Origin of the sequence: Thalassotalea algicola (assembly GCF_012932965.1) — a bacterium.
Classification (GTDB): Bacteria; Pseudomonadota; Gammaproteobacteria; order Enterobacterales; family Alteromonadaceae; genus Thalassotalea_F; species Thalassotalea_F algicola.
The window spans coordinates 329,567-344,328 of the sequence record NZ_JABBXH010000004.1; the positions used below are offsets into that span (position 1 = coordinate 329,567).

The following is a 14,762-nucleotide window of genomic DNA, read 5'->3' on the forward strand; positions in this document are numbered from 1 at the left end:
GTTCTAGTTAATTTTTGTAATTTTGTTTGCTGCGTTTCTCGCTGTTAAAATACAGCCGGATAAAAATGTGCCTTCTAATGAGCGCTTGCCGCTTGCACCACCACCACCGAAACCAGCCGCTTCACCTATGCTATAAAGGCCTAAAATTGGTTTGTCATATTCATCAAGTACTTGGCTTTGTAAGTTGGTTTTAATACCACCCAAACTTTTTCGCGTAATCAATTGCAATTTAATGGCAATTAACTTCGTTTTTCCATGGGCTATAGGCGCTGGTTTACATGTTCGTAATTTATCAGGGCGCCATTGGCGAGCATGACGAATTCGCCTAACCTGATCGTCATTCTCTAGTGCTTCACCAGACAGTAATTTTTTATCATAGCTCGCTACCTGCTGTTTGAGGTGAGCAACATCGATATACGCTTCTCCTGTCAACGCATTCATTTTCTCTGTCAATGCTTCTATGGAGTCAGCACAAACGAAATCTTCGCTCTCTTCAAGCATTTGATTAACGAGACGATGGTTACCAAAAAGAATTTCTTTTAAAAAGCTAAATAGCTTTTTATTCTTTATCGATGGATTATGTAATGACCCCGAAACTGCCAATTCTTTTGCCGCTATATCGTAGTTAAGCACTTGCCAAGTCCACGGCTTTTCTTGCTTAGTCACTTGCTGACATAAATCATTGGTATCGAAACCTGTTATAAGTGGCTGCGGGCCGATACGAGTGCCGGTATGATTTAACCACAATGCCGATTTACAAGGAATTAAGCTTAAACCATGGCCATCAAATTCTGCTTGGGGATGAGGGACACCAGCAGCGTAATTCCACATATGGTCTTGTCTAGTTATATCAGCACCGATAGAAGCCACCGCATTATGAAGCGTGCCGTCGGAAATAGGATTAGCACCATTTAAAAATTGTTCTGGCACCATAGTTTCACCTTCAACACAATGCTTTTTAACTTGTTCGGCACTACCATTAATACCGCCACAGGCGATCACTACATTAGTAGCACTTATAGCAAATTCTGTTGAGTTAACTTCAAGTTCATTTGTTGCAGTTAAGCCTACAACTTTGTCATCTTGGTAAATTGGCGCGATAACTTTATGTTGATGCAAAATAGTTAATTGGCCACTTTCAATATAAGGTTTTAGGTGAGCAATAATTACTTCTACCAACTCCCAACCCGTTCCCCAAAGTACATGATATCTTGGTAATGAATTGCCTGGCTTATACAAACCGCGCTCAACCCAATTAACTGCCGGTAAAAACTTCAGTCCTAAACTAGCTAACCAAAGGTAAACCTGCTCATGGTTTTTCTCGGCATACTCCTTGGCCCAGAGTTCTGGCCACTTATCATTTGAAGAAAATTCTGCAAAGCTTTGCCAATCTTCTAATAGTCGCGTTGGATTATCAGGAATCTTCATACGCTTTTGCTGCGCAGTTGAACAAAGAGCCATACCACCGAATGCCCAGCGGGCCAAGCCGCCTAATCGCTCTGGTGTATCTCTATCAACAATGGTTACTTGCTGGCCTTTTTTTAACAGCTCTAATGCACAAGCTAGGCCTGCAACGCCACCGCCAGCTATTGCCGTATCACATTTTAATGAGTTTTCATTCATGTTATTGTTCTTCGATATCTTACCGCATACTGTTATCTTGTTATTTTTACCGCTAGTAAAACAATAGTAAAAATTACCTAATATCTAAATATGAACACATTATCGCCCGACGAATTTATCAGCCAGCTTTACCGAAAAGCACCACTGATCCCGCTTAATGAATTTGCTAATTGGGCACTCGATTTATTGCGTTACACCATTAATTTTGACGGTGCAATTTGGGGAACTGGCCACATATCGACAAGAACGTTTCATACGCAAACGGCCTTAGATATTCCACCAGACATTTTTAGCAAGTTAATTAACTATTCTGATATTAACCCAATAGTAGAAGTGCTAGAAGAAAACAGAGGCAGCGCAATACGTATGCGGGACGTCTTTGAAGATGAACAGTTTTTTAATTCTACTTTGTATCATAAATGCTTTAGGCCTTTTGGCATTGAACGTATTTTAAGCTCTATTCATTTAGATGAGCGCAGTGGCATTTTTACCGTGTTGTCTTTATATAGATTCGACAGAGACCACAAGTTCACCTCAGAAGAAAAAGAAATACAAAACAGGCTGTTATACCATCTACTTAATTGCGCATCACACCGCCAACTTATCGAAATAAAAGGCTTGTCAAATGGCCAAGAAAGGCAAGACATCAGCGCGCTGTGCGATGCTCAAGGAATTTACCATGCGGTAACCTTGCAGTTTTTAGACTTACTCGAAAGCCACTCTGCCAATTTAACTGCTCAACAGTTTCCTATTGATTTTATTGATAAAGGTGAGAGTTTTATCGAAGGTAAACTTAAATTCGATGTAAAAAAATATGGCGAGCTATACAAGATTACAGCCCATGTTAAGAACAAATTTGATGAATTAACCGCGCGAGAACGACAAGTTATTGAAGGTATTTGTCAAGGCCGTACTTTTAAACATATTGCGCGAGAATTATCACTCTCCCCTTCAACAGTATCGAATCACTTATATCGAATATATTTAAAGCTAGGTATTCATACTCGTAGTGAACTAGTCGACTTAAATAAAGAATATGTTCAATAAGGTTTTTCGGTCGTATTTTAATGTTAGTTTAAGTAGCAAGGAAGACAATGACGCACCTCATTGAAGGTATACATTTCGATAAATTTAGCAGGCATGGAGAACACGTGCATTTTTACGGGGCCAATGGTTTCCCGACAAAGGTTTATCGTAGCTTTATAAATTTACTCGCTGAAAATTATACGGTAAGCAGTTTGCACAACAGAGCAACTTGGCCAAACCAACATCCTCCAAAGAAGCTGAATTGGTCAATTTATGCAGATGACTTAATTCGCTATTTGGATTCGTATATTAAGCACCCCGTTATCGGCATTGGCCATTCTATGGGAGCAACAACCACTCTTTTAGCTGCTATCAAACGACCTGATTTGTTTTGCAAACTAGTATTAATCGAACCGGCAATGTCATCGCCCGTTGTGTCAAAGCTGTTGCCACTAATCCCGTTTCAATTAGCCAAGCGAATTCAACCAATTAAATATACTGTTAAAAAGCCTGCGCAGTGGCGTTCGGAACAAGAGTTTTATAATGACTGTCGACAAAGAAGAGTATTTAAACGTATTTCAGATGAAAATTTAGCGGTATTAGCGAAACACAGTTTGTATCAAGAGCTTGAGCAACTTAATACGCTTAAATTCCCCAAAATATGGGAAGCACGTAACTACGCTTCAGCTCCCAATATATATAAACAATTTGCAAAAAACACTCTTCCCGTAGTAGCCATTAGAGGAAAACCTTCTGCTTACTTTTCAAATAAAAGCTGGGAGAAATGGCAACAAATAGCTACCAATACCATATTTCAAGAAGATCTTAATTTTGGCCATTTATTTCCATTAGAATCACCTCAAAAGTGCGCTGCACTAATCGATAATGGGCTTACGCTTCTTAAAAACAAATAAATATGCTTCGAATGCTGTTAAATTGATTTTGGCTTTTCTCAATGTTGCGAGCTATAACTCTGCAATGTTTAAATAAAGCCGCAATCACTGCATTGTATTTAAATTTGATTCATAGAAGATGCAAACTAATTGTTTCTAATGATTAAATTCGACTATTCTGTAGTCAAGATAAAGGTGAAGTCGAAATACCATACTGTTTTCTATGTTTCCACTTTAATTTCAAATATTAAAATAGCGAGAGGAAGAAATGCCAGATACTAATAACCACATTCCACAAGAAGCATTTGATTGGTATGACGAATATGCGCATGGTGGAATGGACCGTCGTACCTTTATGGCTAAACTCGGTGGCTTAGTCGCACTTGGTTATTCAATGACGGTACTAACTTCAGCGCTACTTCCCAATTATGCATTAGCAGAGCAAGTATCATTCAATGATTCTGACATTTTAGCGTCATACGAAAAGTTCAGCTCACCCGATGGTCATGGTGAAGGACAAGGTTATCTAGTAAAACCCACTACCGAAAAAGCAAGCTACCCAGTGGTGTTAGTTATACATGAAAATCGTGGCTTAAATCCTTACGTAAAAGACGTCGCTAGAAGATTAGCAAAAGCAGGCTTTGTTGCTTTTGCGCCAGATGCCCTTTATCCACTTGGCGGTTATCCGGGGAATGATGATGAAGGTAGAGCACTACAGCGCACGTTAGATAGAAGCAAGATTCAACATGATTTTGTCGCGGCGGCCAATTATTTGAAGTCCCATCCCTTAAGTAATGGAAAATTAGGTGCGGTTGGCTTTTGTTTTGGCGGTTATATGGTGAACTATTTAGCGGCTGTAGACAGTAAGCTATTGTCTGCAGGTGTACCTTTTTATGGAACACCTGCTGCTAAAACGCTTAGAGCTAATATAAAGGCACCTTTAATGATCCAACTTGGTGAACTAGATGCAAGAGTCAATAAGTCTTGGCCTGAATATGAACAAGACTTAAAAGCTGCAGGCGTAGAATATCAAATGCACATGTACAAGAATGCCAAGCATGGCTTTCATAATGACTCTACAGGCCGTTTCGACAAAGAGAGCGCAGAGCTTGCATGGCAAAGAACATTATCATTTTTTAATGAAAAGCTAAGTTAGCCATTGAATATCGAATTTAAATATTCTATTGACCTTTAAATACATGAAAATAAGGCAATAAGGCTTGTGGGTGTATTCCGCTATACCCCCCCTAATTTGAAGTTTACAAGCAACACTCCTTTGATTTAAAGGAAGTGTTGCTTTTATCCATTAGGCAATACAATAAGTATTAAAGATAAGTTGCTTACGTGTACCTTTGAACATTAATTTGACTCAAAATATCCTTCTTTTTGCCTTTGTTCTTATATCAAGGTTAGCTAATTAATAAAAACTTTTCTCCAACGTAACTCCGTACGTACGAGTCATCCCTGGATAGGCCGCAATCATTTCGTTGTTTTTTACCATAGTTGAAACAAAATACTCGTCGTTCAAATTACGTACCCAAAAGAAAAGTTTCCAATTATTTTTTATGCTTTCAATACCGAATCGCGCATTGGCAATAAAATAACCGTCTTGTGTAAATCGCTTGTCGTATTGATAAGGCTGCGGCGGGATGAATACTTCTACAGGGCTACCTATAAAGTCAGCGACTAAGGTTGTCATCTCTACATTGGCTTTAAAATCAGCATTATATTCACTGGTATATGCACCATCTATCGCAGTAAATGCGGTAAAGTCGTCAGACAAATGCCATTCGTATTTGGCTAATAAGTTCGCTTGAAAGTCAGAAGTAAAAGGCAAAGGCGAACCAGACAAGTCAAGTGATTGCCCTAACTGATTAAACCCATCACCACTTTTCACTTCAGAATCGATAAAGCTCGCAGATGCATTGAGCGTTAAACCTTCTAATGGAAGCCATTGTAGGTCCAGTTCAATGCCTTTGACGTAAGAGTCATCTATATTACCTAGTGTAAATGCGGTTCTAAACACAGGTATCGTTTTCTTAGTTAATAACTGCTTGTCTTTGTAGTCATAATAAAAAGCACTAACATTTAGTTGGGCTTTACCATCATTTAGTAATGACTTAATACCTATTTCATAAGCATCTAGACGCTCTTGCACTACCGGATCCAATTGGTTTTCTTCGATTGCGGCTAATGAAGGATAACTACCGGCTTTGTAGCCTCTGCTATATGATGCATAAACTGACGTTGAAGGGGACCATTGATAATGTGACGCTAACCGCCATGACAATGAATCCTCATCTAAAGTATCTTTAATTTTTCCTAGTCGCTGGTTTTCACCGGCAAAGTCTAATACGGTAACACAGCCATTTACTTCGCCGCCAGAGTCATTACCGCCAAAGAAGAACTGATTAAATAATGCTAACCCTGGCCCTCCTATATCTTCGGTACAGCCATCATAATTTGCTTCGTCTTCTGAGTAACGAATACCTGTCGTCAGTGTTAATTTGTCACTAAGGTACCAATCAGCGCTAGCAAAAACGGCCACGGTATTGGTGTCTTGTTCAATAGCGTTTCTCAGTTTGTTAAAACCAAAACCAGAGGTTGGCAGTATATTGACATTAGTCGCTAGTCCCCAGTCTTGGGTTGTATGGTAGTCAACATTACTTTTACTGTAATAAAGCCCTGCTATCCATACGGATTCCGGAAGCGTTTTAGTTAATCTCAACTCTTGTGAAAAAGATTTTATCTCGCCATGCTGAAATACATAATCAGAAGGAACGAACTCATCATCAGGTATCGTTGCATAATCACCATGTAAATGGCCTTCATAATAATCTTTTAACGAACCGCCCAAGAGCGTATCTAGAGGGCCGCCAGTCAATCCCCTTATATAACCTGCTGTAACACCAGCTGTGCCACCTCGTTCATATTCTGAGCCATCATCTTCGAATTTATGAAATGCTGTTAACGAGACAAATGTTAATGTCTCTGAATAATCGTGTGTCACATTCAGTGAAATAGACTGCATATCATGCGCTAAGCTTGGTGTTCTATCTGCAGTCCAGTCTGCTTTAGTAATATCATTTCCGTTTCCAGGAAATAGCTGTGGGTTAACGGTATCATCTAGTATTGGTCCAAAGACTGGGAATGACGCATTTAACGCACCACCAGCTTTAGCAGCTACATACTCAATAGCTTGCGGGGCTAACGTTTCAGATCGATCTCGATGGTAGTTAATACTTAACAGTGCACTAGTTTTATTGCTTACATCAAAATCAAAACTAGCTCTCAATGCAAATTTATCTTTCTGCCCTAATTCATCGTCTCTTGAAACACTTTCTTGCCAACCTTCATTTGAATTAATAAATTTAATAGCAAGCCGTCCATTTACATCGTCTGACAACGCCCCTGTGACAAACGCTTCGCCACTAATTGTCTCAAAGTTGCCTAAACTCGCCTTAATACCAGCTTCAAAATCTTCACTTGGTTTGGCTGCAATATAATTAACAGCGCCTGCCGTAGAGTTACGGCCGAATAAAGTGCCTTGTGGTCCTTTGAGTATCTCAACTCGTTCTAAATCCAAATTTGCGGCTTTTGTCATAATAGGAAACGGAATGGTGATTTCATCTACATATATACCAACAGTAGATGTAGCCTGTGCACTCGACTCATTAAAGCCGACGCCGCGTAGCGTATAAACAGGTGGACCAAAGGCGGTATCACTATAATTAAAGCCTGGAACAATAGTTGCCAAATCAGTGGAGTCTTCAATACCTAACTCTTCAAGTTGACCACTATTAAACGCTGATATTGCCATCGGTATCTCGTTTATAGATTGATGGCGCTTTTGCGCAGTTACTTCGATTATTTCAATTTTGGAAGGGTTATCTTGAGCAATAGCCAAGTTAACTGACGATATACTAAAAACAACAATAGACGAACATAGTGTAAATTTTGGCATGCAGTAATTCATTTTATTTCCCCACACCTAAATTTATAGCATACGATTTTAAAGTTTACCCAGTCCAATTCATATCTATATTGCTTGATTGATATCTTTCCACTAACGATTTGTAAGTTAACGGCTTATCAAAATAGTAACCTTGTATTAAGTCACAATGGTACAAAACCAAGCGTTCATATTGTGCTTTTGTTTCAACGCCTTCTGCTACAACTGTCAAATTACAGAATCGGCCAATCGCGATAATTGTTTTAACCAATGATTCACTTTGACTGTTGGTCAAAAATTTATCTATAAATGAACGATCAATTTTTATTTCATTCATAGGGAGATTACTTAAATAGCTTAGTGAGGAGTAACCTGTACCAAAGTCATCTAATGAAAGTTTAAAACCACTGCTTCTAAGTTTACTTAATACCGGCTGTACAAGTGACAAATCGGTAATTAAGACGTTTTCTGTAATTTCGAGTGTGACAAATTGTGGGTCAAACGCTACTTCTCGACAAATACTTACAACACTTTCGGTAAATTTGGGATCTAAGAGCTGCTTAGGAGAAATATTAATAGATAGATTTAATGAGAATGCGTTGCAAAGGTTAAACTCTTTAATTTCCTTCAATGTTTTTTCAATTACAAAAGCACCTAGCTCGTGTATAGTTCCTGTGTTTTCTGCGATTGGAATAAACTCTGCTGGTGAGACGAAACCCAAAGAATCATTTTGCCACCTTACTAGCGCTTCTACGCCAATAATATCACCTGTTTCAACACTAATTTGTGGTTGATATAAGACACTTAGCTCTTCATTAACTAACGCTGTTCGTAGCTCTGTTTCGATTAAAAAATCTCGTTTTACTTGCTTCTCTATACTGTGATTAAAAAACAGCGATTGTCCTTTTTGTAACGACTTTGACTTATACAACGCCGTATCAGCTTTACTCACTAATTCTTCAGAATTTTCACCATCTTTAGGAAACATTGCTACACCAATACTACAACTTGAATAAATAGCCTTGCCGTCGATATCAAATTCGTTTGAGAAAAGCGACAGAATTTGTTCGACTTTTTGTTCTGCTATCGATAAATGTGAAATTTCAGGAAAACAGAATATGAACTCATCACCACCGAATCGGGCAACACTATCACCTCCCTCGATAATTTCGTTGAACATCTTCCCAAGCAATATAAGTAAGCTATCGCCAACCGAGTGCCCATGTAAATCATTAATTTTCTTAAAATCATCAAGATCTACAAACATTACCGCGAGCATCTTTTTGTTTCTCTTGGATAGTTCAATGCCTTGCTGAATATGTTCATCCAATAATGCTCTATTGGGCAGCTGAGTTAGTGAATCATGTAATGCTTGATATTGAGACTCTAGTTTTACCGAATTTAACTCATCAAAGTCTCTATTTATTTTTTCTTCATAATCTGTAAATCGTTTTGAAAGGTACCTTGTTAAGAAAAAAGAAAGAATGATAAAAAATAACGTAACAACAAAACTAAGGCTAAGTAATTCAATAAGTTGTTTTTTATTTTGTGCTTCAATTTCTAATTTTCTTTTATTTAAGTAACTCTTAGTTTCACTTTCATAGAATCCTGTACCCAGTACCCAATTCCACTCAGGAATACCTTGAACAAAGCTAATTTTTTCAGCTGGCTTACCGGTCGCAGGCATTACAGGGCTTAAGTAGCTAAGAAATGCTTCGCCTTTCTTCCCTGCTTCTATTACCTTATGACCTATTTTATTGATATTTGGATCGGGATGATTGAAAACGTTAGATCCCAATACGCTTTCAACAACGTGAGACAAAGTATTTCCTTGGTGGTCATATAGAAATACATAACCATTTTCACCATATCGAATATTCGATATTCGCTGAATTAACTGATTTTTAATGTCGTTTTCAACATCAATTAAATACTCGCCCGTACCAATAAACCAATCATATGGCACAAAATGTTTGCCGAATCCTATTTTTCTAAATTCTTTTTCCTGGTTATCGGGTTTAACGAACCACCAATTGTAAAACGTTTCACCATGTTCCTTAGCCAGTTCCCCCATATCTTTTACAATGAAATTTCCTCGTATATCTTGCAAATCAATTTTTGAAGTTCCTTCCATTGAAGGAACAATGGGGTGCATAACGCTTAAGCCATTGGTTTTATATATAAAAAAGTAACCTCTACCATTATTGAATCGGATATTTCTTAATGCATCAGTAATAAGTTTAGTTACTTCAATTTCTGTTTTACTTTTGTTGTTTTCGTAAATTGAAGTAGCAATGGCGTGAGCTTGGTAGATGTGTTGTTTAATGTCGTTTTTTAAGATGGACTCTGTGCTGCTTTTTTCGTAATTAATTTGTTCAACCAACTGTTTAACTTGCGCTTGAACCATATCCTTACGAGAGGAGATAAAGTCTTGTTGGAGAGCCAGAATATCGCGCTCTAGCTTTTCTTGATTATTACTAATAACAATAAAAATAGCTAAGCATGCAAATGCTGTTACCAACATAGGAGGAATGATTTTAATAAGACGTAACAGCTTTACATCATGTGCTATTTTCATTTAATAAATACTATTTAAGTTAAAACTTTATCAATTTACTCAGGTATTACTCTAACGTTACATCCCAGCACATTTAAAACAGTTCCTAATTCTGACTTTATAAGTGTATAAGAGAAGATATTACTACTAAATTTATAGGAAATTAGGAAGATAGCAAAATTTAATTAATAAAATGACAATAGCGTTAAGTACTACTGCCATTCTAAAAGAGGCAAATGAGGTGGTAAGCTAAGATATGGTAGATAAAATCAAATTAACTCGTTTATTTGGTCTTAGATTAAAATGAAATTTATCAAAGATATAATAGCGGTTACATGTTCTTATCAGCACTATTATCATTACGAGTTAGAATGCTTTATTCTGATTTCCTGTTTATACAATTTAAATCTTCAAAGCACTGCTCAAGTCTAGCGACCATGCTAGTTTCACCATTTCTTAGCCAAACTCTAGGGTCATAAAACTTTTTATTTGGCTTTTCTTCACCATCTGGGTTACCAATTTGTGACTGCAAGTAGTCCTTATGTGATTCGTAATATTGTTTAACACCATCAAATGTTGCCCACTGTGTATCAGTATCAATGTTCATTTTAATGACGCCGTAACTTATCGCTTCTCGAATATCATTCAGCTCAGAGCCTGAGCCTCCATGAAAAACGAAATGAAGTGGCTTATCAGTTAAGTTAAACTGCTTTGCGACGAACGCTTGCGAGTTTTTAAGAATTTCTGGTGTTAACACCACATTCCCAGGCTTATAAACGCCATGCACGTTACCAAACGAAGCTGCTATGGTGAATTGCTCACTGATTTCGATAAGTTGTTCATAGGCATAAGCGACATCTTTTGGTTGGGTATAAAGTGCCGAATTATCTAAATGGCTATTGTCAACGCCATCTTCTTCACCTCCTGTGCAACCAAGTTCAATTTCTAAGGTCATATCTAGCGGTTTCATACGCGCTAAATACTTAGCACAAGTGGCTATATTATCAGCTAGCGGTTCGGCCGATAAATCAATCATATGTGAACTAAATAGCGGCTTACCTGCTTCCTTAAAATAGCTTTCCGATGCCGAAATTAAGCCATCTACCCAAGGTAATAAGTCACGACCTGCATGGTCAGTATGTAACATCACGGTGACACCATAAATTTCAGCCATTTGGTGTACGTATTTTGCAGCAGCAATTGCACCTTGAATTGCTGACTCGTGCCCTTCTAGCTTAAGCCCCTTGCCTGAAAAAAAACTAGCGCCACCATGAGACAACTGAATAATAATTGGAGAATTCACATTAGCAGCAGCCTCTAAACAAGCATTGATCGATGATGTACCCACGACATTTACTGCAGGTAAAGCATATTGTTCAGATTTTGCGTGAGCAAATAAGTCTTGCACTTCAGCTCCAGTTACAACTCCCGACATAAAATTCATTTTTCCGTCCTATAGATTACCAGCAATGCAAGCATCAGTAATTGCCTGCCAGTTACTTGTATCCACCCAGTCTTTCTTGGCTACCCAAGTACCACCAACGGCAAATACATTATTAAGGGTTAAATAATCTACTTTGTTTTCCGCAGTTACACCACCGGTAGGACAAAACTTTACCCCTTGAAAAATAGAAGAAACCGCAGCTAAAAACTTATGGCCACCAGATAAAGCAGCTGGAAACAGCTTAAGTTCTTTATAGCCAAACTCGCACGCCATCAAAATTTCACCAGTATTTGATACGCCAGGTAAAACAGGTAACCCGCAGTCAGCAAGATGGGTTAACAGTTTTTCAGACACCGCTGGTGTAATTATAAAATCAGCACCAGCGTCGATTGCTTGCTTTAAAATAGTTTCATTCGTTACAGTGCCTGCACCTACAATTAATTCAGGCAATGCTGATTTTATTGCTGTTAACGCCGCTAATGACGCTTCAGTTCGAAGTACAACTTCAACCAATTTTAAGCCAGCGTCAGACATAGCTTTAGCAATCGCTACTCCTTGCTCTGGACTATCAGCTTGAATAATTGGCAATAGGGTTTGGTTTCCCATCAAAGATGAAAAGGAAGTCATTGTATAAGCCTTTAAAATTTAACTAATTAAAACGTGATGAAAAAGTAGCTTTATCTACAATCGCACCTTTATGTTGAATTACGAATCCAGCCACTTGATTGGCCAACTCTACTGATTGGGTAATGGAGTGCCCTGCTAAACGCGCGCCTAAATAACCACCGTTAAAAGAATCTCCGGCAGAAGTCGTATCAACAACATTTTTTACAGGCGTTACATCAACTACTTCTAGACCATTTACTGATAGGCAGTAAACATTTTTTTCACCATTTTTAATCACTAGCTCTTGATACTGGTACTGACTAAAAAACTCTATGACACTGCTTACATCATCAAGTTCGAAAATAGCGGCGAAATCATCCACACCAGGCAATATAATATCTGCAGACTCAAAAGCTTTTAAAAACTGCTGCTGAGCCTCGTCTTTACTTGACCATAACCTTGGGCGGTAATTCAAATCGAACGCAATCTTCACTCCAGCAGCTTTTATTTGCGCTATGAAATGCCAGAACTTCTCTCGATCTTCTGGCAAAACTACACCAAGTGAAATACCGCTAAAAAAGAATACATCTCCTTGGCATATCTCGGCAATATTGCTATCACCGATAAACTTCATCACACTGCGAGCAGCGGAGTCATTACGCCAGTAGGTAAAACTACGTTCGCCTTGTTCATCTAACTCAATCGCGTATAAACCTGGAATTTTATTCTCAGAACGAAAGACTTGCGTTGAACTTAAATTTTCAGCATTGAAAAGCGAAATCATATCTTCGCTAAAACTGTCTTTACCCACAGCGGTCACCATATTCACATTCGTATCGTTAAACAAACGCTTTAAATAGACCGCAGTATTAAAAACATCGCCGGCGAATGACTGCTTCAAAGTGTTAGCTTCTTTTGAAGCCGACATCAACTCAATCATGCACTCACCAAACAGATAAATGTTTTTCATTATTAAAACCTCTAATTCCTACTTTTATTCAAAACTTACTGAGGTTTTTTTAATGGTTCGACCTTTGGGATCAACACCCAAACAGCAACCATAGCGATAATTGCTAAAGATGCACCGATCACAAATGCTGGGTAATAATTACCATCAGCTGTTAGCCAAGGTACTAACGTTGTAAGTCCTACTGCACCAAGTTTCGCTGCCATACCAGCAAAACCCGCTAACGTACCTACCGACTTTTTACCTAGTAAATCACTTGGAAGCGTTTGCACATTGCCGATAGCAGTTTGGAAACCAAATAGAATAACCGCCATAATTAGTACCGCATTAACTGGTGCTCCGGGATTAGACATTGCAAGCAATGACGGCAACATAATTAAACAGCCTAAGGTAATCACAAATTTCCGTGTTTTGTTCGTATCCCAACCTGCTTTAATTCTATTTTGTGCTAGTAAACCACCAAACCATGCGCCAAACATAGCACCTACATAAGGCACCCAACCATATATACCAATAGATTGAACATCCATTGCGTATACTTCGTTTAAGTAAATTGGTATCCAGAAAACAAATAACCACCAAATTGGATCGATTGCAGCAGAGGCAATGATCACTCCCCAACTTTGTTTACGAGATAGAAGTTCAGCTGTAGAAGGATTGTACTCTTCTGCCTCTTTCGTTGGGTCGTCCGAGTCATTACGTTTTTGACCCGTCAAAATGTATGATTTTTCTTCTTCAGTGATCCAAGGATGTGAGCCAGGCGGCGACTTTACTAGTACTAACCAAGGAATTAACCAAAGTAAACCGACCAAACCAATTACAACAAACACCATTTGCCAGCTGAAATAAATAGTTAAAAATGCGATTAAAGGGATAGCAACAATGCCACCGATAGCTGCACCAGAGTTAAATATCCCCTGTGCTAACGCCCTTTCCTTTGTTGGAAACCATTCTGCGTTACCTTTAGCTGCACCCGGCCAATTACCGGCTTCTGCAACACCCAAAATAGCGCGAAAAATACTGAAACTTAGTAGTCCTTGAGCAAATGCATGCGCAGCTGTTGCAAGTGACCACACGCCAATAGATAGTACGAAACCAATTCGCGTACCTACCCAGTCAAAAATCTTACCGAATATGGCTTGACCAAAAGCATAAGCAAATACAAAAACCACAGAAATAGTCGCATAGATTTGCTTACGCTCTAACGGAGTTTCATTCGGGAATAGCTCTTCTTGAATATCTGGCCATAAAACACTGAGTGCTGAACGATCAATATAATTAATGATGGTAGCAAGTGCTATCAACGCAATTACCCACCAACGTAAACCTTTAACTTGCATAGCTTATTCCTCTAAGAAATCTTCACGTGCCGGACTAAAGGTATCAATTAAAATACCACCTGTTGGAGATGTTGCACCGTGCTCTGCATGCGGTGGAATATAACAACTATCACCTGGCTTTAAGATCTTGGTAACTCCGTCAATCATAAAGTGAAATTCTCCTTCAACAACATAAGTCACTTGTGAGTGCCGGTGAGAATGAGTATAAGCAGTGATGCCTTCGTCAAACCAAATCTTTACAGCCATCAGTTCGTGGTTATAACCCAGCATTTGACGTTTTAAACCGCCACCTAAATCTTCTATTTCGGCTTCGTTGCCAAAGGTAAAGTGGGCACTTTCGCTCATGATAATTCC

Annotated in this window: 11 protein-coding genes; 3 read left to right on the forward strand and 8 right to left on the reverse strand. The window is 38.6% G+C overall.

Annotated elements, in window-relative coordinates; translation table 11 throughout:
• Window positions 1-3 precede the first annotated feature (3 nt).
• Window positions 4-1,623 carry an FAD-dependent oxidoreductase gene (locus HII17_RS13550; RefSeq protein WP_169075907.1) on the reverse strand — a complete coding sequence of 540 codons (1,620 nt, stop codon included), beginning with the start codon at window positions 1,621-1,623 and terminating at the stop codon, window positions 4-6.
• A 90-nt stretch (window positions 1,624-1,713) separates the two neighbouring features.
• On the opposite strand from HII17_RS13550, the gene HII17_RS13555 reads away from it, so the two are divergent.
• The 3 genes from HII17_RS13555 (at window position 1,714) to HII17_RS13565 (ending at window position 4,698) form a co-directional block, all read left to right on the forward strand.
• A complete protein-coding gene (locus HII17_RS13555) occupies window positions 1,714-2,670 on the forward strand; it encodes a response regulator transcription factor (RefSeq protein ID WP_169075908.1) in 957 nt (318 codons plus the stop codon).
• A gap of 47 nt (window positions 2,671-2,717) precedes the next feature.
• Window positions 2,718-3,563, forward strand: a complete 846-nt coding sequence (locus HII17_RS13560; protein WP_169075909.1) for an alpha/beta fold hydrolase — start codon at window positions 2,718-2,720, stop codon at window positions 3,561-3,563.
• Between the two features lie 247 nt (window positions 3,564-3,810).
• Complete coding sequence (locus tag HII17_RS13565) at window positions 3,811-4,698, forward strand: dienelactone hydrolase family protein (RefSeq protein ID WP_169075910.1); 888 nt, start codon at window positions 3,811-3,813, stop codon at window positions 4,696-4,698.
• Window positions 4,699-4,959: 261 nt separating this feature from the next.
• Here HII17_RS13565 and HII17_RS13570 read toward each other — a convergent pair whose 3' ends face one another.
• From HII17_RS13570 to HII17_RS13600, 7 genes are all read right to left on the reverse strand, one after another.
• Window positions 4,960-7,506: a TonB-dependent receptor gene (locus tag HII17_RS13570; protein WP_169075911.1), complete on the reverse strand. Its 2,547-nt coding sequence runs from the start codon at window positions 7,504-7,506 to the stop codon at window positions 4,960-4,962.
• A gap of 55 nt (window positions 7,507-7,561) precedes the next feature.
• The gene (locus HII17_RS13575; protein WP_169075912.1) at window positions 7,562-10,072 is read right to left on the reverse strand and encodes a bifunctional diguanylate cyclase/phosphodiesterase; all 2,511 of its coding nucleotides are present in this window, start codon (window positions 10,070-10,072) and stop codon (window positions 7,562-7,564) included.
• Window positions 10,073-10,427: 355 nt separating this feature from the next.
• A complete protein-coding gene (gene fbaA, locus HII17_RS13580; RefSeq protein WP_169075913.1) occupies window positions 10,428-11,495 on the reverse strand; it encodes a class II fructose-bisphosphate aldolase in 1,068 nt (355 codons plus the stop codon).
• 9 nt (window positions 11,496-11,504) lie between these two features.
• Complete coding sequence (eda, locus tag HII17_RS13585; RefSeq protein ID WP_169075914.1) at window positions 11,505-12,122, reverse strand: bifunctional 4-hydroxy-2-oxoglutarate aldolase/2-dehydro-3-deoxy-phosphogluconate aldolase; 618 nt, start codon at window positions 12,120-12,122, stop codon at window positions 11,505-11,507.
• Window positions 12,123-12,144: 22 nt separating this feature from the next.
• Complete coding sequence (locus HII17_RS13590) at window positions 12,145-13,071, reverse strand: sugar kinase (RefSeq protein ID WP_169075915.1); 927 nt, start codon at window positions 13,069-13,071, stop codon at window positions 12,145-12,147.
• A 35-nt stretch (window positions 13,072-13,106) separates the two neighbouring features.
• The gene (locus HII17_RS13595) at window positions 13,107-14,408 is read right to left on the reverse strand and encodes an MFS transporter (protein ID WP_169075916.1); all 1,302 of its coding nucleotides are present in this window, start codon (window positions 14,406-14,408) and stop codon (window positions 13,107-13,109) included.
• A 3-nt stretch (window positions 14,409-14,411) separates the two neighbouring features.
• Window positions 14,412-14,753: a cupin domain-containing protein gene (locus HII17_RS13600; RefSeq protein WP_211185361.1), complete on the reverse strand. Its 342-nt coding sequence runs from the start codon at window positions 14,751-14,753 to the stop codon at window positions 14,412-14,414.
• Between the last annotated feature and the right edge of the window lie 9 nt (window positions 14,754-14,762).

Excerpts from the sequence above, each read along its gene's own strand:
- HII17_RS13570 (WP_169075911.1), bottom strand. The coding sequence starts at position 7,506 with ATGCCAAAATTTACACTATGTTCGTCTATTGTTGTTTTTAGTATATCG.
- HII17_RS13600 (WP_211185361.1), bottom strand. The coding sequence starts at position 14,753 with ATGAGCGAAAGTGCCCACTTTACCTTTGGCAACGAAGCCGAAATAGAA.
- HII17_RS13595 (WP_169075916.1), bottom strand. The coding sequence starts at position 14,408 with ATGCAAGTTAAAGGTTTACGTTGGTGGGTAATTGCGTTGATAGCACTT.
- HII17_RS13565 (WP_169075910.1), top strand. The coding sequence starts at position 3,811 with ATGCCAGATACTAATAACCACATTCCACAAGAAGCATTTGATTGGTAT.
- HII17_RS13560 (WP_169075909.1), top strand. The coding sequence starts at position 2,718 with ATGACGCACCTCATTGAAGGTATACATTTCGATAAATTTAGCAGGCAT.
- fbaA (WP_169075913.1), bottom strand. The coding sequence starts at position 11,495 with ATGAATTTTATGTCGGGAGTTGTAACTGGAGCTGAAGTGCAAGACTTA.
- HII17_RS13590 (WP_169075915.1), bottom strand. The coding sequence starts at position 13,071 with ATGAAAAACATTTATCTGTTTGGTGAGTGCATGATTGAGTTGATGTCG.
- eda (WP_169075914.1), bottom strand. The coding sequence starts at position 12,122 with ATGACTTCCTTTTCATCTTTGATGGGAAACCAAACCCTATTGCCAATT.
- HII17_RS13550 (WP_169075907.1), bottom strand. The coding sequence starts at position 1,623 with ATGAATGAAAACTCATTAAAATGTGATACGGCAATAGCTGGCGGTGGC.
- HII17_RS13575 (WP_169075912.1), bottom strand. The coding sequence starts at position 10,072 with ATGAAAATAGCACATGATGTAAAGCTGTTACGTCTTATTAAAATCATT.
- HII17_RS13555 (WP_169075908.1), top strand. The coding sequence starts at position 1,714 with ATGAACACATTATCGCCCGACGAATTTATCAGCCAGCTTTACCGAAAA.